Annotated in this window: 16 protein-coding genes; 9 read left to right on the plus strand and 7 right to left on the minus strand. The window is 73.9% G+C overall.

What is annotated here, in order from left to right; all coding sequences use genetic code 11:
- Nucleotides 1-21: 21 nt before the first annotated feature.
- A complete protein-coding gene (locus CYQ11_RS26800; protein ID WP_099198232.1) occupies nt 22-768 on the minus strand; it encodes an alpha/beta hydrolase in 747 nt (248 codons plus the stop codon).
- A gap of 318 nt (nt 769-1,086) precedes the next feature.
- Nucleotides 1,087-1,533: a helix-turn-helix domain-containing protein gene (locus CYQ11_RS26805; RefSeq protein ID WP_099198233.1), complete on the minus strand. Its 447-nt coding sequence runs from the start codon at nt 1,531-1,533 to the stop codon at nt 1,087-1,089.
- A 248-nt stretch (nt 1,534-1,781) separates the two neighbouring features.
- Here CYQ11_RS26805 and CYQ11_RS26810 point away from each other — a divergent pair, with 248 nt between their 5' ends.
- Nucleotides 1,782-2,759: a ParB/RepB/Spo0J family partition protein gene (locus tag CYQ11_RS26810; RefSeq protein WP_104651101.1), complete on the plus strand. Its 978-nt coding sequence runs from the start codon at nt 1,782-1,784 to the stop codon at nt 2,757-2,759.
- Nucleotides 2,760-2,921: 162 nt separating this feature from the next.
- On the opposite strand, the gene CYQ11_RS26815 is transcribed toward CYQ11_RS26810, so the two are convergent.
- The gene (locus CYQ11_RS26815; protein ID WP_099198235.1) at nt 2,922-3,848 is read right to left on the minus strand and encodes a ribokinase; all 927 of its coding nucleotides are present in this window, start codon (nt 3,846-3,848) and stop codon (nt 2,922-2,924) included.
- A 451-nt stretch (nt 3,849-4,299) separates the two neighbouring features.
- Here CYQ11_RS26815 and CYQ11_RS26820 point away from each other — a divergent pair, with 451 nt between their 5' ends.
- On the plus strand, nt 4,300-5,088 hold the full coding sequence (locus CYQ11_RS26820; protein ID WP_240003240.1) for a sigma-70 family RNA polymerase sigma factor: 789 nt from the start codon (nt 4,300-4,302) through the stop codon (nt 5,086-5,088).
- Nucleotides 5,089-5,438: 350 nt separating this feature from the next.
- Here CYQ11_RS26820 and CYQ11_RS26830 read toward each other — a convergent pair whose 3' ends face one another.
- Nucleotides 5,439-5,678 carry a chaplin gene (locus CYQ11_RS26830; protein ID WP_099198237.1) on the minus strand — a complete coding sequence of 80 codons (240 nt, stop codon included), beginning with the start codon at nt 5,676-5,678 and terminating at the stop codon, nt 5,439-5,441.
- A gap of 331 nt (nt 5,679-6,009) precedes the next feature.
- On the opposite strand from CYQ11_RS26830, the gene CYQ11_RS26835 reads away from it, so the two are divergent.
- The 6 genes from CYQ11_RS26835 to CYQ11_RS26855 all read left to right on the plus strand — a co-directional run bounded on the left by CYQ11_RS26835 (nt 6,010) and on the right by CYQ11_RS26855 (nt 12,683).
- Entirely contained in the window at nt 6,010-7,491 is a 1,482-nt protein-coding gene (locus CYQ11_RS26835) for an SDR family NAD(P)-dependent oxidoreductase (protein ID WP_099198238.1), read from the plus strand.
- A gap of 355 nt (nt 7,492-7,846) precedes the next feature.
- Nucleotides 7,847-8,905 (plus strand): hypothetical protein, encoded by a 1,059-nt coding sequence (locus CYQ11_RS26840; protein WP_240003241.1) that lies wholly within the window; start codon nt 7,847-7,849, stop codon nt 8,903-8,905.
- 63 nt (nt 8,906-8,968) lie between these two features.
- Nucleotides 8,969-9,592 carry a DUF6182 family protein gene (locus tag CYQ11_RS26845; protein ID WP_099198239.1) on the plus strand — a complete coding sequence of 208 codons (624 nt, stop codon included), beginning with the start codon at nt 8,969-8,971 and terminating at the stop codon, nt 9,590-9,592.
- Nucleotides 9,585-9,749: a hypothetical protein gene (locus CYQ11_RS29890; protein ID WP_181143804.1), complete on the plus strand. Its 165-nt coding sequence runs from the start codon at nt 9,585-9,587 to the stop codon at nt 9,747-9,749. The genes CYQ11_RS26845 and CYQ11_RS29890 overlap by 8 nt, the downstream gene beginning before the upstream one ends.
- 2 nt (nt 9,750-9,751) lie before the next feature.
- Nucleotides 9,752-11,428, plus strand: coding sequence for a GH3 family acyl-acid amido synthetase (locus tag CYQ11_RS26850; RefSeq protein WP_099198240.1), 1,677 nt, complete (start codon nt 9,752-9,754; stop codon nt 11,426-11,428).
- A 172-nt stretch (nt 11,429-11,600) separates the two neighbouring features.
- Entirely contained in the window at nt 11,601-12,683 is a 1,083-nt protein-coding gene (locus CYQ11_RS26855) for a polyprenyl synthetase family protein (protein WP_099198241.1), read from the plus strand.
- Between the two features lie 292 nt (nt 12,684-12,975).
- Here the strand turns inward: CYQ11_RS26855 and CYQ11_RS26860 are convergent, their stop codons facing one another.
- Nucleotides 12,976-13,734 (minus strand): cobalt-precorrin-6A reductase, encoded by a 759-nt coding sequence (locus CYQ11_RS26860; protein WP_099198393.1) that lies wholly within the window; start codon nt 13,732-13,734, stop codon nt 12,976-12,978.
- An 80-nt stretch (nt 13,735-13,814) separates the two neighbouring features.
- Between CYQ11_RS26860 and CYQ11_RS26865 the strand changes: the two genes are divergently transcribed.
- Entirely contained in the window at nt 13,815-14,966 is a 1,152-nt protein-coding gene (locus tag CYQ11_RS26865) for a cobalt-precorrin-5B (C(1))-methyltransferase (protein WP_099198242.1), read from the plus strand.
- Nucleotides 14,967-15,075: 109 nt separating this feature from the next.
- Here the strand turns inward: CYQ11_RS26865 and cobM are convergent, their stop codons facing one another.
- Together cobM and cbiE are read right to left on the minus strand one after the other, a co-directional pair.
- Nucleotides 15,076-15,846 (minus strand): precorrin-4 C(11)-methyltransferase, encoded by a 771-nt coding sequence (gene cobM / locus CYQ11_RS26870; protein WP_099198243.1) that lies wholly within the window; start codon nt 15,844-15,846, stop codon nt 15,076-15,078.
- A complete protein-coding gene (gene cbiE / locus CYQ11_RS26875) occupies nt 15,843-17,135 on the minus strand; it encodes a precorrin-6y C5,15-methyltransferase (decarboxylating) subunit CbiE (protein WP_099198244.1) in 1,293 nt (430 codons plus the stop codon). The genes cobM and cbiE overlap by 4 nt, the downstream gene beginning before the upstream one ends.
- Nucleotides 17,136-17,284: the final 149 nt, after the last annotated feature.

Here is a 17,284-nt window from a genome sequence, read left to right on the forward strand (position 1 = left end):
GCGCCACGGGCTCCCGCCGTCTCAGGCCCCCGGTATCCCCGCCGCCCGGGCGATGACCAGCGCGGTCAGCTCCCCGGCCGCGCGGACCTCCTCCTTCTCGCTGGGCCGGCAGCGGTCCAGCACCGGGTCGTACTCGGTCATGGCCGCGCCTGCGTGATCGGCCCGCACCGCCTCCAGCCGCGCCGGCCAGCGCTGCGCCGTGAGGGCCTCCAGCAGCCGTCGCGAGTGGCCGATGTCCATCAGCGTGTCCTCTGTGCCGTGCACGAGATCGACCGGCACGGGTACGGGCGTGCCCGGGGCCGCCGCGGCCAGGTCGTCCAGCGGGGCAGTGCCCGTCGTGCGGGCGGGAAGGTCGTAGCGGGACGCGACGCCCACCACGGCGGACGGCCGCCAGCCGCCGGTCAGTTCGGGGTGGAGGGCGATCCCCAGCGCCGCCGGGGCCCCCGCCGACCATCCGGCGAGCACGAACCGGTCCGTGTCGCCCCCCAGGGCGGGTGCGTGGGCGCGGGCGTACTCCAGCGAGGCCAGCAGGTGCTCCCGCCCGCCGTCGGACGCGTCGGAGCGCCAGTCCGGTACGAGCACCAGCACGCCCAGGGCCGCCACCGCCCGCGCCAGCGGCCGGAGCATGGCGCGGTCGTCGGGGCTGACGCCGTGCCACAGCAGCGCCACGGGCGACACGGCGGCGTCCGTCACGGGCCGGTGGACGTCGACGGCCTTGCCGTTGGGGGCGGTGGCGAGCTGGTACTGGACGTCGAGACGTACGGGCACGGCGGCGGTCCCTCCGGTTCGTGGGTGACGGGCAACTGGCCGAAGGACGCTATCAACTGACCGGCCACGCGCCGCCCCGAACGGGGATTCGACCTCCCGTCCCGCCGGAACCTTGCCGTTCACAGCACACGGGAATCACCGGCGACAAGACGTCAACTCATGGCCCGGATGATGCCTTTGCCGCGGCCGTTTCGATAGCGCGGTTCAGCGGAGAAACAAGAAGTTGCAGCATGCAATCGGGTGATCGGATGCGGGGTGCGCGACCCGCTCCGTGGCGCGGGAGTCAGCTCCGTTCGCCGGGGCTGCCGGAAAGCGGCTTCAGGGCTGGCTTTCGGTGGGATTGGCCCGGCTCGTCGGAAGTCCTTCCAATTCGCGGACCCGCTCGATCACTTCGTTGATCGAATGCAGGCTCGCCGCGGACAGGCCGGCCGCGCGGAGCGCCACCCGCTGTACCTGGGTGTCGCGCAGGGCCACCAGGAGGCGGAGGTCCGCGTTGACCGCAGCCGTCACCTGGTCGTCGAAGAAATAGGCCGGAGGTACGCCGAAGAATTTCGCCAGCGCCTCCACGTGTCGCAGCGTGGGATTGTCACGCTGTCCCTTGCGCAAAAGCCAGATATAGCTCCCCGATATCGAAACACCTCCGGCGGTGATCGCACGTGCCACTTCCTCCGTGCTGTATGGCTCCCGGCCGGCCGGAATCACTGTCTGGAATAGGTGATTGAGCTTGTCGGCCAGAGTGCCGGCCGAGGTTTCGGGATCCTTCATGATCGCACCTCCCTCCTGCGGTCAATCTAGCTTACGGGCGGATGGGGGCGTTCATGTGCCTGCAAACACAACGTGGTTGACAGGGGTGGTGCTCGCTGCCTAGCGTCCTCGGTGTCGGCGGGTCGACTGGTGTTGGACAGCAAGCACGGGGGGCCAACACCAGTTGGAGGAGATGGGCTCCCACACGCTCATCTCCGTGAAGTGCCTGATCCGCCGTCGGCCGGGGGGGTTCTTCAGGAGGGGATGTCGTGACGGTTACGGAACCGGAACACCAGCTGACCGCTCTGCTTCCTCTTGACGCCCTGCTGACCGCGGACTCCCCGCGGACGGCAGGTGAAGACCCTCAGCACGTCCGGTCGCTGGCGCGGCTGGACGTGCCCCTGCCGCCCATCGTCGTGCACCGCGCCACCATGCGGGTCGTCGATGGCATGCACCGGCTGCGAGCCGCTCGTCTACGGGGGGATGAGCGGATCGCGGTCCGGTTCTTCGAAGGAACCGCGGAGGACGCCTTCGTCTACGCGGTCAGGGCGAACAACCAGCACGGCACGCCGCTCACCCAGGCGGACCGGTCGGCCGCCGCCGAGCGCATCATCCGTTCCCATCCGCAGTGGTCGGACCGGCTGATCGCCTCGGCGGTGGGGCTCGCCGCCAGCACCGTCGCCTCGCTGCGCCGCCGGGCCGCCGGCCGCGTCGGCCAGGTGACGGCACGGACGGGCCGGGACGGCCGTGTCCGCCCGCTCAACGCGGCGGAGGGCCGGCGCCGCGCCTGCGCGCTCATCGCCGCGAGACCCCAGGCGAGCCTCAGAGAGATCGCCGACGTCGCGGGCATAGCCGTGGGCACCGCGCGTGACGTCCGCATGCGTTTACGCAAGGGACAGGACCCGGTGCCGAAGAAACTCCGCGACGACGAGATGCGCCAGCGCGCCGCCACCCAGCCCGCGCCCGTGCCCGCCCCCGCCGACCGGCCCGAGGGCGTGCCGCCCGCCGGCACGCCGAGCACCGAACCACCCCTGCCGAAGCTGCGCAAGGACCCCTCGCTCCGGTTCTCCGAGAGCGGGCGCACCCTGCTGCAACTGCTCAGCGTCCACGCGATGGGCGGTGAGCGCTGGCGCCGGCTCCTGGAGAGCGTGCCCGCGCACCGCCGCACGACGGTGGCCCAGGCCGCCCGGCACTGCGCCGAGTCGTGGCTGCGCTTCGCGATAGAGCTGGAGCGCCGCTCGGTCTGAAGCCCCGGCGCAGCCGGGGGCACGCCTGCCGGGCGTGACGGCGCGGACGCACCCCTCGGGGCTGTCCGATGGGCCGGCACGGGTCCTGCGGTTCCCCCCGGCCACCGCCGGGAGGTGCCCCAGCGCACACCGCATGACCGGCGCCGACCCCTCGGACACCCCCTAGTCCAGCTCCTCCGCCGTCGGGTACGACGGCTGCGCGCCCGCGCGGGTCACGGACACCGCGCCGACCCGCACCGCGAAGCGTGCCGCGTCCGCCAGGTCCGCCCCGGCCGCCAGGCGGGTGGCCAGCGCACCCGTGAAGGCGTCCCCTGCGCCCGTCGTGTCGACCGCCGTGACCGCCACACCCGGCACGGCGACCGGATCGCCGGCCGCGTCGTCCAGGGCGAGCGCGCCCTGCGCACCCAGGGTGACCACCACCGACCGGGCGCCGCGTGCGCGCAGGGCCCGTGCCCAGTCGGCGGCGGTGCCCGCGTCCAGCCCCGACAGCCCACGGGCCTCGTGCTCGTTGACGACCAGCGGATCGGCCGCCTCCAGTAGGGCCGGGTCGAGCACCTCGGGCACCGGTGAGGGGTTGAGCACCACCCGCGTGCCCGTCTCCCCGGCCACGGCGACCGCGGCCCGCACCGTCTCCGGCGGGATCTCCAACTGGAGTGAGACGACGGCCGACGCGGCGACGGCCGCGCGGGCGTCCGTGACGTCGCCGGGCAGCAGACGGGAGTTGGCGCCGGGGGAGACCACGATCGCGTTGTCCCCGTCCGGCCCGACGACGATCATCGCCGTGCCGGTGCGGGCGCCCCGCTCCACCAGCACGTGCCGCAGCTCCGTGCCCGCCTCGCGCTGGCCGTCCAGCACCATCTCGCCGAACGCGTCGTCACCCACCTTCGCCAGCAAAGCCGTACGGGCTCCCAGGCGTGCCGCCGCCGCGGCCTGGTTGGCGCCCTTGCCGCCGGCGTTCTCGACCAGGTCCGTGCCCAGAACGGTCTCGCCGGGCCCCGGTCGCCGGTCAACGCGGACCGTCAGGTCGGCGTTCGCCGAGCCGATCACCAGCACGTCGTAGGTCCTCGCCCCGGTCGCGTCGTCGGTCATCCGTCGCCCCTCTCGCGTGTGCCTCTCCTCGGTCTTCCGCCGGTCCGGTGGTCCGCCGCGGGAGCGCGCCGCACGGGCCGCGAGAACGGCTCCGGTGTCAGCGGCGGGCCACGGCGGCGGCCGCGCTCCGGCCCCGTCGTCCCGGCCGCCCCGGCCGGTGCAAACGATCTCACAGCCTCACGCCACCGCGGCGGCGCCGGTGTGACGTCCGGCAGGCCGACGCGACGCCGGCCCGTACTCCACTTCGCGCTCCGTAGCCACTCGTACGCCTCGAGTCGCGGGAAGCGCCGCCCGGGGTCATGCTGGGACGACCGCGGCCGGAAACCGCACCGGCGGCCCGGCCCGCGGCGCCGGTCCGTTTGCGAGCGCGTCGCGAGGGCAGCTGCCCCCCCGGAAGGTGCTCCGGCCGGCAGGCACTCCTTGACGCACGAGCGAGGGGACAACTGTGATCATGGCTGAGACGATGTTCCGCCCGCCTCCGTGCGACGCCGACCCGTTGGACACCGCGACCGCCTTCACCCGCCTCGCAGCCCTCCCCGAGGGGGCGGAGCGCGACAGGTTCCGGCAGGAAGTGATCGCCGCCTGGTTGCCGATGGCCGAGCGCATCAGCCTTCGCTACCGCAGATGCGGAGAGAGCCCCGCCGATCTCCGGCAGGTCGCCGCCCTGGCGCTGGTGCACGCCGTGGACCGCTTCGACCCGGGCCTGGGGTTCGCGTTCGAGTCCTTCGCCATCCCCACCATCAACGGGGAGCTGAAACGTCACGTCAGGGACCACGTCTGGTCGCTTCACATCCCGCGCAAGGACCAGGAGTTGCGGGCGGCCGTCCGCGCCGCGCGCACCAGGCTGGAGCAGCGGGACGCCGGCGCGAGCGTCACCCCAGCGGAGCTGGCCGCGGAGACGGGGCTGTCCGAGGAGGAGGTCCGGCGCGGCCTCCACGCCGACGGGGTGCACCACACGCTCTCCCTCGACCACCCCGTCTCGGGGGCCGAGGAGCTTCCGCTGTCCGACACGCTCGGCCTGGCCGACCGCGCGCTGGAGCTCGTCGTCGACCGGCAGTCCCTCAAGCCGCTGCTGGACGCGCTGTCCGAGCGCGAGCGCTACGTCCTGTACTGGCGGTTCTTCGGCAACCTCACGCAGAAGCAGATCGGGGCGCGCCTCGGCGTATCGCAGATGCAGATCTCCCGCATCCTCAGCCGCACGTGCGCGCGTCTGCGCCAGCAGCTGCTCGCGGCGGCGTGAAGGGCCCCGCCGTCCGCCCCCCCTCCGTCCTTCCTCCCCGAGACCCACTCCCGTGGGCTCCCCGACCGACCCCAGGCAGGCGATCATGGCGTCGCACCACTCACACCTCACCCCGGATCTGCCACCGATCATCGAGGTGCCCGATCTGCCCGGCGCCCAGCACCCGTCGCGGTCGGCCCGCGACGACTCCGACGCCGAGCCGGTGACCTCGTCCCCACACGCCAGTGGCGCCCATCAGGAGGTAGATGGGCGCCACAAACACGCGGGAGAGGGATCCGGCGGCTGACTGTGACCCGCTCCCACGCGGTGCGCGCAGTCCGGCTGTGACGCGCGCCGTCAGAGGGGCGTGATCAGTCGTTCACGCAGGTGTTGCCGAAGGTCGGGTTCAGCAGGGCGATGATGTCAATCGTGTTCCCGCAGAGGTTGATCGGTACGTGGAGCGGGATCTGGATGACGTTCCCGGAGACTACGCCGGGGGAGCCCACAGCCGCACCCTGCGCGCCGGAGTCGGCGGAGGCGACACCGGCGACACCGGAAACGACGGTGCCGACGGCGGCAGTCAGGACGGCTGCCTTGGCGATACGCGACATGGTCAAACCTTTCTAAGGGGTGTTGAGAGGCAATTGTGGCCGCCGTTTCGTATGGACTTGGCCGAATAGGGGGCTGACCGGGCGTAATTAACCCAGAAAGGCCAATAAGTCGGATGTGATGCCCGGGGTTTGAGGGTCACGGATCGCCACATGTGGGCCGAGTGGGAGGTGGTGTGGCCCGCGGAAGTGGTCATGATCGCCCGCCTCGCCCGCCGGCCGCCCGAGGGTGATCCCTTCGCGCGCCCGCGTTCGGGTTTGGCGCTGCCCTGCCCGCGTACGTACAGTTTCCTGGACGATTAATCGAACAAGCGGACTGGAAACGACAGCGGTCATGACCGTCACTGAAGAGAACCGCGACGGTGCAGGCCACCCGTCGGACACTCCTGGCATAGCCCCCGAGCGCATGGCGATCCTCCTGAGCGTGCTCGAGGAGCTCGACACCCTCCCCGTCGACCACCCCGACGCGATCGCGGTGCGGCGCGCCACCTCCGGCGTCTACCGCACGGTGAAGCAGCGCCGCCGGCAGGAGCGGCGGGCCGCCAAGACCGCCCACGACCGCTCCGTGACGGAGGCCACGGCCACCGGGTCCGCCGAGCGGATCGACGACGAGACCCAGGGGCTCCTGCCCAGCTCCTCGGTCCTCGGCGAGATCGCGGGCATCCTCGAGCGCCCCCGCTCCTGCTACATCTGCAAGAGCCGCTACGTCGAGGTCGACGCCTTCTACCACCAGCTCTGCCGGGACTGCGCCGCCGAGAACCGGATGCGCCGCGACGCGAGCGCCGACCTCACCGGGCGCCGGGCCCTGCTCACCGGCGGCCGGGCCAAGATCGGCATGTACATCGCGCTGCGCCTGCTGCGTGACGGAGCCCACACCACCATCACCACCCGCTTCCCCAACGACGCCATCCGGCGTTTCAAGGCGATGCCGGACAGTGACCAGTGGATCCACCGGCTCAAGGTCGTCGGCATCGACCTGCGCGACCCGGCGCAGGTCGTCGCGCTCGCCGACTCCGTCGCGGCCGAGGGCCCGCTCGACATCCTGATCAACAACGCGGCCCAGACGGTCCGCCGCTCCCCGCGCGCCTACAGCGAGCTGGTCGCCGCCGAGTCCGCCCCGCTGCCGGCCGGTGAGCTGCCGGCCGCGCAGGTGATCGGCGCCTTCGGCAGCGGCGCGGTGGACGCCGTCGCCGCGCTGCCGTCGGCGGGCGGCGAGGGTCTGAGCGCCCAGGACGTCACCGACCTGGCGCTGGTCAGCGGCTCCGCCTCGCTCGCCCGCATCGAAGCCGGCACGGCCATCGACGCCGGCGGCCTCGTCCCGGACCTGGACGCCACGAACAGCTGGATCCAGACGGTCTCCGAGGTCGACCCCGTCGAGCTCCTCGAAGTGCAGCTGTGCAACTCCACGGCGCCCTTCATCCTGATCAGCCGGCTGCGCCCGGCGATGGCCGCGGCCGCCGCCCGCCGCAAGTACGTGGTGAACGTCTCCGCCATGGAGGGCGTCTTCAGCCGCGGCTACAAGGGCGCGGGCCACCCGCACACGAACATGGCCAAGGCCGCCCTGAACATGCTCACGCGCACCAGCGCGCAGGAGATGCTCGAAAGCGACGGCATCCTGATGACCGCCGTCGACACCGGCTGGATCACGGACGAGCGCCCCCACCCGGACAAGGTGCGCCTCGCCGAGGCCGGCTTCCACGCCCCCCTCGACCTCGTCGACGGCGCGGCCCGGGTGTACGACCCGATCGTGCGCGGCGAGCAGGGCGAGGACCTCTACGGCTGCTTCCTGAAGGACTACCGCAAGTCCGACTGGTAGGCCTTCCACCGGGCCCGCGGGGGAGTGCCGCGGGCCCGGCGTCCATTTCCGCCCGCCTTTGTATTCGCCGCTCTGGCAGTTCTTAAGCGGAATCGGAATTCCCTGTTCCCGAGAATTGACCTTGCATCAGCTGTGACGTGCAGGTACCGTCGATTGCCGAACAAATGTTGCGCAGTCGTTCAGGTGTTGACACGTCCACATTCTCTGACCGTCCTGCGCCGCATTCCTAGCGAGAGCGGTCATCATTCCAGTGCAGCCGATTCCCTTATCAGCTCGGGACCATGCCGCTGAGGGTGCGCGACCGGGCAGGCGCCGGGTGCTCTTCGCGCCCGTCCCCATCACTCCGACCAAGCCGTTGACGCCCAGTCACATCAAGGGCCTGCTGTGGGCGGACGTCATCAGCCGCGCGACCGCGGTGCTGGCCGACGTCGACCACCTCCACAGCCACACCGTCGCCGTGGCCAATGCCCAGACGCTGGGCTTCTGGGCCCACCTCGACGCCCACCACCCGGGCCTGGACTTCTCCGGCCTCGACGAGGAGCACATCGGCTCCCTCTACGTGGAGTTCCAGCGCCGGCGCGACGGCGGCGCCTTCGGTGACCTGTCGGCCTACCACGAAGCCGTCGCGCGCGACGGCTGGCTCCATCCGGCGAGCTCCCGCGTCCTCGACCTGTGGACCCGGCGGTGGGCCGAGCTCGGCATGAGGGATCCCGGCCTGACCGCCCGCCGCCCGCCTCCGGCCACGGCCGACGAGGTCCTGGACCTCCTCGCCCGCCGCGGACTGTGCATCGACCACCGCCCCTCGGGGGGACCGGTGTACCTGGACGCCACGCGTCACGGCCTGCCCCTGCGGCAGATCATGAGCGCCGGCCGCCACGCCAACTACCTCCTCGGTCTCCTGCGCGAGCTGGCCCCGCTCGTCGGCTCGTACGACTCCGTGGTGCTCGCCTGCGACCGGGAGGCCGTCCCCGACTACACCCTGCTGGCCAAGGTCCTCACCGACCTGGGCGCAGCGGTGACGCTGGTCGGGATAGGCCGGGTGCGGCTCGGTGGCGACCTGAAGTCCAGCAGGCACGGCGGCTGGGAAGGGCGTACGGCCGCGCACCTCGCGGAGGAATTCCTTCCGCGCGTCGGCCCCGCCATCTACCGCCTGGGTGTGCGCCTCTACTACATCGCCGTGCTCGGACAGGGCGACCGCGAGCCGTTCCGGCCGCAGTTGCTGTGGCGCTGCATGGCCCGGGCCAAACGGCTGCTGGACCGCCCGGCCACGGGGACCGGGGCGGACCTGCCGGAGTTCCTGGCCCGCCACGCGCGTCCGCACCCCCATGTCGACCCGTACCGGCTCACGACCGCCCTGCTGACCCGCAATCGGCCGGCCCCCGGGCGGGAGTTGCTGGAGAAGGTGCTCATCTGAATGTCGCCGTTAGAGGAATCAGGTTTCACGCAAGAGGAATTAGCGCGCGCACATGCCGTACGCATGTGCGCCACGGGGTCCGGCGGGGGAGTGGCGGCGATCGCCGTGCTGCACGAGGTCGTCCCGGAGGAATTCGCCTCGTCCGTCCTGGAATTCACCGCGGCGCTCAGCGAGGAGGAGCGCCGCTGCTGGCTCGGCGAACACACCCGCACCCGCTACCTCGTCGGTAACCCCGCCAATCTGGCCGGACGCCTGCCGCCCACCACCGCGCACCGCGACGGCCGCGTCGCCTGGTACCGCGAGGACCCCCGGACCGGCCACCGGGAACTGCGGCTGCTGCTGCGGGCCCTGCGCGGCGAACTGCCGGCGGACCCGCCTCCGTACGTCCTCCACGTCCCCCGCGGCCTCCCCGAGCCCGACCGGGCGCGGAGCCCCCGCTCGTGGCGGATCACGGTGGACGTGCGGGACCTGACCCTGCCCGGCTACCTCGTGCACCTCGGGCACACCCTGTCCGAACCGGCGATCACCGGGGTGCTGCGGGCCGGCGACCGGATCGCCGTCCACCACACCCGTCGGCTCACGCCACCCGCCGGCGGCCACGCCTACCTGCGGGTGCACCGCGACACCGACGACCCCCGCCGCCTGCGCGCCTACGCCGTCCTGGCCGACGAGAGCGCCCATGACTGACCTCCTCGCCCTCCCGGCCGGTGACGACCGCTCCCTCCGGCCGGGCCCGCGCGACGGCCTCGCCGACCCGGCGCGTCACCTTCTCATCGAACACGCTCCGGCGCAGCGGGACGTGGTCGCCACGGTGACCGCCGTTGCCCGGGCGGTCAAGGAGTGACCATGACTGCTTCCCCGGACACCGGCGCCACGGCCTTCCGGCAAGAACTCATCGAGGCCAGGAACAGCCTGACGGCGACCCTGGACGACGCCGCGGCGTGGCAGGACCGGATCCGCACCCGGCTGCTCACCGAGAACGCCGACACCGCGTTCGGCCGGCACCACGGCTTCGGCAGGCTCCGCACCATCGACGACTACCGGACGGCCGTCCCGCTGCGCACCTACGCCGACTACGAACCCTGGATCAACAGGGCCGCCGAAGGCGAGCCGTCCGTCCTCACCCCCCAGACGCCGCGGCTGTTCTTCACCACCGCCGGCAGCACCGGCGCGCGCAAACGGATCCCGGTGACCGAAAACTTCCTGAAGACGGTGTACCTGCCGTTCTTCCGGGCGGCCATGGGGGTCCCCGCCACCTGCTTCCCCGACGACTTCGGGCCCGGCGCCGTCACCCTCAACCTGCGCCACGACCGGCTCGCACGACCGGCGACCACCGCCTCTGGGCGGCCCAGCCTGGGCCCCAGCCAGGCCGACCTGCGCGGCGGCTTCGGGGTGACGATGACCGAGCCCGGCGCCCTGGCGCCCTGGGCCGACCTGCCGGTCCCCGTGGACGACCGGCGCTACCTCGACAAGCTCTACGTACGCGTGCGCACGGCCGTCGCCCACGACGTGCGCTCCGTCGTCGGCCACAACCCCTCGATGATCGCGATCCTCCCCGAACTCCTCGCACAGTGGTGGCCTGCGATCCTGCGCGACCTCGCCGACGGCACCTACCTCGGCATGTCCGGCGGCCGCCCCGACAAGGACCGGGCGCGCGAACTGGAGCGCCAGGCGGAACGGGCGGGCGCCCCCACACCCGCCGTGATCTGGCCCCGCATCCGGCTCCTCTACTGCTGGACCTCCGGCATGGCCTCGCTCTACCTCCCCCGGGTCAAGGAGCTCTACGGCTCCGGCGTCACCGTGCTGCCCACCCCGCCCTCGGCGTCCGAAGGTCCCGTCGGCGTCCCCGTCGACCGCCACCCCACGGCCGGGCCGCTGGCCGTCTCCACGGCGCTGTACGAGTTCGTGGACGCCGCCGAGGACGTCCGCCCCGACAGCCCGACGCTGCTCTTCGGCGAACTGGAGGCGGGCCGCGACTACCACGTGGTCTTCTCGCACGTCGGCGGCCTCCACCGGTACGTCCTCGGTGACCTGGCGCACGTCGTGGACCACGTCCGGGGCGTCCCGCGCGTCGAGTACGCGGGCCGCAGCACCCTCTCCGACGTCGCGGGGGAGCGCCTGCGCGAGTTCCACCTCTTCCGCGCCCTGAAGGCGACGGCCTGGAGCACCGGCCTGGACGTGGTCAACGCGACCTTCCGCACCGAGGAGGAGGCGAACGGGCCGCGCTACGCCGTGGCCGTCGCCCTGCGCCCCGCACCCCGCCCCGAGGAGGTCCTCGCCTTCGGGGACCGGCTGGACCGGGAGATCGCCCGGCAGGCCCCCCGCTACGCCGCCGCCCGGGCCCGCGGCGACCTGGCCGCGCTGCGCGTCCAGTGCGTCCCCCCGTCCGCCTTCACCGCCCACTGGCACCGCAGGGTCGCCGCCGGCATGCGCCCGCCCGAGGTCAAGGACCAGGTCTTCCTGCCGGATCCGGCGGCCTGGCAGGAGCTGTGCGAGCACGGCGGACGGGCTGACGCCCTATGAGCCGCGCCCCGATGGCTCGCGTCTCGGTGACTCGTCGCCAGACGGTCCGTGGCGCGATGGCCTGCGCCTCGACGACCTGCCGCCAGACGGTCGGCCGCCCGGTGATCCACCGCTCGATGACCCACCGCCCGATGACACACCGCTCGTACGGCCCGGCAAGGAGCACGGCACCATGACCATCCTGGAGACCGCCACGCCGCACATCGACCTGGGCCGGGTCCGCCAGGCCGTGGAGGACACCCTGGAGTGCTTCCTGGCCGGCAAGGCCGAGGGGGAGGACGGCGCGCGCATCGCCGCCCCGCTGCGCGTCCTGCGCGACTTCCTCGGCGGCGGGGGCAAGCGGGTGCGCCCGCTGTACTGCTGCCTCGGCTGGTTCGCCGTCGCCGGACGGCCGCCGACCACCGAGGTGCTGCGCGCCGCGGCCGGCCTGGAGCTCTTCCACACCTTCGCGCTGATCCACGACGACGTGATCGACGGCTCGGACAGCCGTCACGCGCGCCCCACGGCGCACCGCGCCTTCGAGCAGGACGGCCCCGGGCCGCGCGCGCGGTGGTTCGGCGAGAGCGCCGCGATCCTCCTCGGCGACCTGTGCGAGGTGTGGTCCGCCGAGCTCCTGGGTGGCCTCTCCGGCCCCTCGCCCGCCTCCGCCCGGGCGGTCCTCGACCGGATGCGCGGGGAGCTCGTCATCGGCCAGTTCCTCGACTTACGGGCTTTCGGGACCGACTTCGGCAACGTCGAGGACGCGTTGGCGGTCATCCACTACAAGACGACCAAGTACACCGTGGAACGCCCGCTGCAGATCGGCGCCGCCATGGCGGGGGCGAGCAGCTCGGTGCTGGGTGTGTGCGCCGCCTACGCCCGGCCGATGGGGGAGGCCTTCCAGATGTGCGACGACCTGGAGGACGTCCTGCCGGACCCGGCGCGCGGGGACGCCACCGGCAACGACCTGCGGGAAGGCAAGCACACGGTCGTCCTCGCGCTGGCCCTGCGCGACGCCGGCGCCGCCGAGTCGGCGAGGCTGAGGGAACTCGTCGGCGACCCGGACCTGGACGCGGACGGCCTCGCCGAGGCCCAGGCGCTGATCGCCGCCACCGGGGCACCCCGGACCGTCAGGCGCATGGTCGTCGAGCGTCGGCGGCAGGCCCTCGACGTCCTGGCGGCCGCCCCCTTCGGCCCCGCGGCCCGGCAGGCCCTCGCCCGGCTCACCGACCTCGCCCTCCCCGGCGTCGACCGCTGGGAGGAGGCGGAGGGGTGACCGGGACCCAGGGGGTGTCCGATGGGCGGGTGCGGGTCGTACGGTCCGGCGGCGGGCCGTACGCCGGACCATCCGTCCGTTCGGCCTCGCCTCCACGGCGCGGGTGACGGTGCCGGCGCAGACCCATCGGACAACCCCCTAGGCCACCCGGTCCGGGCCCCGCGCCGGGGCCGCTGGGGCCAGCGTCCGCTTCAGCCACGCGCCGGGGCCCGCTGGGGCCAAGGTCTGCCTCGGTCACTCCGCTGGGGCCCGCTGGGGCCAGCGTCCGCCTCGCCACGCCGCCAGCGCACACTCAGGCCAGGGTCCGCCTCAGCCACTCCGCCGCCCCCGCCGGGCCGTCGGCCACCGGCACGCCGTCCGGCGCCGGCGGGCGGCGGACCACCACGACCGGGATGCCGGCCTCGCGGGCGGCGATCAGCTTCGCGGAGGTCGCCGCCGCGCCGCTGTCCTTCGTGACGAGGACGTCGATCGCGTGCCGCCGCAGCAGCTCCCGTTCTCCCTCCAGCGTGAACGGCCCCCGCTCCAGCACCACTTCCATCCGCGCCGGCACCGGCGGCTCCGGCGCGTCGACCGAGCGGACCAGAAACCACATACCCTCAAGGTGCGCGAACGCCGCGAGGCCCATCCGGCCCGTGGTGAGGAACGCCCGTCCCCCCAGCGCGGGCAGCACCCCGGCCGCCTCGGCCAGCGAGCCGACCGGGTGCCACCGGTCGCCCGGACCCGCCACCCAGCCGGGCCGGCGGACGGCCAGCAGGGGAACATGGACGGCTGCGGCAGCCTGTGCCGCGTTGAAACTGATCGTGCCGGCGAAAGGATGGGTGGCGTCGATGAGCGCGGCCACCTGCTGCTCGCGCAGCCAGTGGGCGAGGCCTTCGGGTCCGCCGAACCCCCCGATCCGCACCTCCCCCGCCGGCAGCCGCGGCTCGGCGACGCGCCCCGCCAGCGAACTGGTGACGCGCAGGCCGGGATCCGCGGCCAGCTCGGCGGCGAGCCGCCGGGCCTCGGTCGTGCCGCCCAGGATCAGGACGTGGCGTTCCGCGCCGCTCACGATGTGCTGCCCTTCCGTCGTCTCGGCTTCCCCGGCCGGCTCTGTCGGCGGCCGGGCGGCCCAGCCTACGGGCGGAGCGGTACGTGACTGAGACCGAGGCCCGCGAGGCCGCCGGCGGACGTGCGGCGCAGTTGCAGCACACCGGGCTGCGGCACGGCTGGACCACCGGCGCCTGCGCCACCGCCGCCACCACGGCCGCGTACACCGCACTGCTCACCGGCGAGTTCCCCGACCCGGTGACGATCACCCTGCCCAAGGGACAGACCCCGGCCTTCGCGCTCGCCGCCGAGGAGCTCGGCGACGGCGGCCGGTGGGCCATGGCCGCCGTCGTCAAGGACGCCGGCGACGACCCCGACGTCACGCACGGCGCTCTGATCCGCGCCACGGTGCGGCTGCTGCCGCCCGGCTCCGGGGTCGTCTTCCGGGCGGGCCCCGGCGTGGGAACGGTCACCAGGCCCGGGCTGCCGCTGGCCGTCGGCGAACCCGCGGTCAACCCCGTGCCCCGCCAGATGATGCGCGACCACGTCGCCGAAGTCGCCGCCCGCTACGGAGCCCCGGGCGACGTGGAGATCGAGGTCTCGGTCGACCACGGCGAGGAGATCGCCCGCTCCACCTGGAACCCGCGCCTGGGCATCCTCGGCGGCATCTCCATCCTGGGCACCACCGGGATCGTGGTCCCCTACTCCTGTTCCGCGTGGATCGACAGCATCCGGCGCGGCGTGGACGTGGCCCGCGCGGCGGGCCGCACGCACGTGGCGGGCTGCACGGGTGCGACCTCCGAGAAGGTCGCCGTCGCGGTGCACGGGCTGCCCGAGGACGCCCTGCTGGACATGGGCGACTTCGCCGGGGCGGTGCTCAAGTACATCCGCCGCCACCCGGTGGACCGCCTGACCATCGCCGGCGGCTTCGCCAAGCTCTCCAAGCTGGCGGCGGGCCACCTCGACCTCCACTCCGCCCGCTCGCAGGTGAACAAGGAGTTCCTGGCGGAGCTCGCCCGCCGGGGCGGGGCCGGTGACGCCCTCGCAGCCGCGGTCGCCTCGGCCAACACCGGCCTGGAGGCCCTGCACCTGTGCGCGGCGGACGGCGTCCGGCTCGGCGACCTCGTCGCGGCCACCGCCCGCGACGAGGCACTGGCGGTGCTGCGTGGCGCGCCCGTGACGGTCGACGTCATCTGCATCGACCGCGCCGGCACGATCGTGGGGCGTGCCGAGGGGCGGGGGCCCCGCGACCGCTGACGCGTACGCCGTTCCCTGCAGACGTCGCGGGGCCCCGGGGCGAGCCTCGCTCCCTGAGCGCGGCTTCCGGTGCGGCGGCGTCTCCTACCGGCCGGTGCGGGGGCGTCGCCTACGGCTCCAGCACCGTCCGGCCGCAGCTGTCCCGGTCCCGCGTCGTGGAGTACAGGAAGCTGTCGGGGAACTGCTCTGCGGCCAGCGTGCGGCCGACGACGATGACGGCGGTGCGGACCACGCCCGCGGCCTTCACCTGGTCGGCGATGTCGGCGAGGGTGCCGCGCAGGACGATCTCGTCGGGACGGCTGGCCATGGCGACGACGGCGGCCGGGCAGTCGGCGCCGTAGTGGGGGAGCAGTTCGGCGACGACACGGTCGGCGTGGCGGGCGGCGAGGTGGAGGACCATCAGGGCGCCGCTGCGGCCGAGCGTGGCGAGGTCCTCGCCGGCGGGCATGGGGGTGGCCCGCTGGGCGACGCGCGTGAGGATGACGGTCTGGCCGACGGTGGGGACGGTCAGTTCGCGGCCGAGCGCCGCCGCGGCGGCGGCGAAGGCGGGGACGCCGGGGACGATCTCGTAGGGGATGCCCAGCGCGTCCAGGCGGCGCATCTGCTCGGCGACGGCGCTGAAGAGGGCGGGGTCGCCGGAGTGCAGGCGCGCCACGTCGTGGCCGGCCTCGTGGGCGCGGACGAACTCGGCGGTGATCTCGTCCAGGTCCAGGCGGGCGGTGTCGACGAGGCGGGCGTCGGGCGGGCACTCGGCGAGGAGTTCGCGGGGGACGAGGCTGCCGGCGTAGAGGCAGACGGCGCAGCGGGCCAGGGTCCGGGCGCCGCGCACCGTGATGAGGTCGGCGGCACCCGGGCCGGCGCCGATGAAGTACACGGTCATGGGTGGGCCTCCTGGGGCGGGGTGGGGCGGGGTTCCTGGGGCGGCTTGACCACCGACCACTGCGTCACCGGCATCGCCTGCCGCCAGCCCGTGAAGCCCCCCACGGGGACGGCGTGGGCGACCGCGAGGCGGGTCAGGTCGCCGCCGTGGCGGCGGTAGCGGTCCGTCAGCAGTGCCTCGGACTCCAGGGTGACGGTGTTGGCCACCAGCCGGCCGCCGGGGGGCAGCGCCTCCCAGCAGGCGTCGAGCAGGCCGGGGGCGGTCAGGCCGCCGCCGATGAAGACGGCGTCGGGAGCGGGCAGGCCGGCCAGGGCGGCGGGCGCGGGGCCGGTGACCACGCGGAGGGCCGGGACGCCCAGGGCATCCGCGTTGCGGGTGATGCGCGCGGCCCGTACGGGGTCGCGTTCGACGGCGACGGCCCGGCAGGAGGGGTGGGCGCGCATCCACTCGATGCCGATGGAGCCGGAGCCGCCGCCGACGTCCCACAGCAGTTCGCCGGGGGCGGGGGCGAGCGCGGCGAGGGTCGCCGCCCGCACGTGGCGCTTCGTCAGCTGGCCGTCGTGCTCGAAGGCGTCGTCGGGCAGGCCGGGGGTGAGGGGGAGGCGGAGCGCGTCCGGGGCCCGGCGGCAGTCGACGGCGATGACGTTGAGGGGGTCGCCGGGCGGGTGCGGCCAGTCGTCGGCGGTGCCGTCGAGGCGGCGTTCGCGGTCGCCGCCCAGCTGTTCCAGCACGGTCATCCGGCTCGGCCCCCAGCCGCGCCGGCGCAGGAGCTCGGCGACCTCGGCGGGGGTGTCCGCGCCGGCGCTGAGCAGGAGGAGGCCCCGACCGTCGTGCAGCGCGGCCGTGAGCGTCGCGAGGGGACGGCCCACGAGGCTGATCACGTCGGTGTCGTGCAGGGGCCGGCCGAGGCGGGCGCAGGCGTACGAGACGGACGAGGGGTGCGGCAGGACGCGCAGCCGGTCGGCACCGAGGACGTCGGCGAGGGTGCGGCCGATGCCGTAGAACATGGGGTCGCCGCTGGCCAGCACGCAGACGCGGCGGGCGGCGTGCGTCGCGAGGAGGCCGGGGACGGCCGGGCGCAGCGGCGACGGCCAGGCGACGCGCTCGGCCGGGCAGTCGGCGGGCAGCAGGTCGAGCTGGCGCGGGCCGCCGATGATCACCTCGGCGTGGCGCAGCGCCTCCCGGGAGGCGGGGGCGAGGCCCGACCAGCCGTCGGCGCCGATGCCTACGACCGTCACGGGGGCTGGGCTCACGGGAGGCACCTCGGGGTCGACTGCGATCAGGGGCATCGGCACTCTACTGACCTGCGGCGACAGCATGACGGCCGGGACCTTGTCGCACCCTGGTGCACGGTGGCGGTGGGGAGTCACTTCCGTGGGCGCGGCGGACCCGTCCGTGCGCTCCCCCGTGCTCTCTGCGGCCGTCGTGGCCCACCGGG

It is taken from the genome of Streptomyces cinnamoneus, from assembly GCF_002939475.1.
Classification (GTDB): Bacteria; Actinomycetota; Actinomycetes; order Streptomycetales; family Streptomycetaceae; genus Streptomyces; species Streptomyces cinnamoneus_A.

Bases quoted from the DNA above. Each gene is read 5' to 3' on its own strand.
- cobM (WP_099198243.1), bottom strand. From the start codon at position 15,846: ATGACCGTGTACTTCATCGGCGCCGGCCCGGGTGCCGCCGACCTCATC.
- CYQ11_RS26815 (WP_099198235.1), bottom strand. From the start codon at position 3,848: ATGACCGACGACGCGACCGGGGCGAGGACCTACGACGTGCTGGTGATC.
- CYQ11_RS26845 (WP_099198239.1), top strand. From the start codon at position 8,969: ATGTGCGCCACGGGGTCCGGCGGGGGAGTGGCGGCGATCGCCGTGCTG.
- CYQ11_RS26855 (WP_099198241.1), top strand. From the start codon at position 11,601: ATGACCATCCTGGAGACCGCCACGCCGCACATCGACCTGGGCCGGGTC.
- CYQ11_RS26805 (WP_099198233.1), bottom strand. From the start codon at position 1,533: ATGAAGGATCCCGAAACCTCGGCCGGCACTCTGGCCGACAAGCTCAAT.
- cbiE (WP_099198244.1), bottom strand. From the start codon at position 17,135: ATGCCCCTGATCGCAGTCGACCCCGAGGTGCCTCCCGTGAGCCCAGCC.
- CYQ11_RS26820 (WP_240003240.1), top strand. From the start codon at position 4,300: ATGGCTGAGACGATGTTCCGCCCGCCTCCGTGCGACGCCGACCCGTTG.
- CYQ11_RS26830 (WP_099198237.1), bottom strand. From the start codon at position 5,678: ATGTCGCGTATCGCCAAGGCAGCCGTCCTGACTGCCGCCGTCGGCACC.
- CYQ11_RS26835 (WP_099198238.1), top strand. From the start codon at position 6,010: ATGACCGTCACTGAAGAGAACCGCGACGGTGCAGGCCACCCGTCGGAC.
- CYQ11_RS26850 (WP_099198240.1), top strand. From the start codon at position 9,752: ATGACTGCTTCCCCGGACACCGGCGCCACGGCCTTCCGGCAAGAACTC.
- CYQ11_RS29890 (WP_181143804.1), top strand. From the start codon at position 9,585: ATGACTGACCTCCTCGCCCTCCCGGCCGGTGACGACCGCTCCCTCCGG.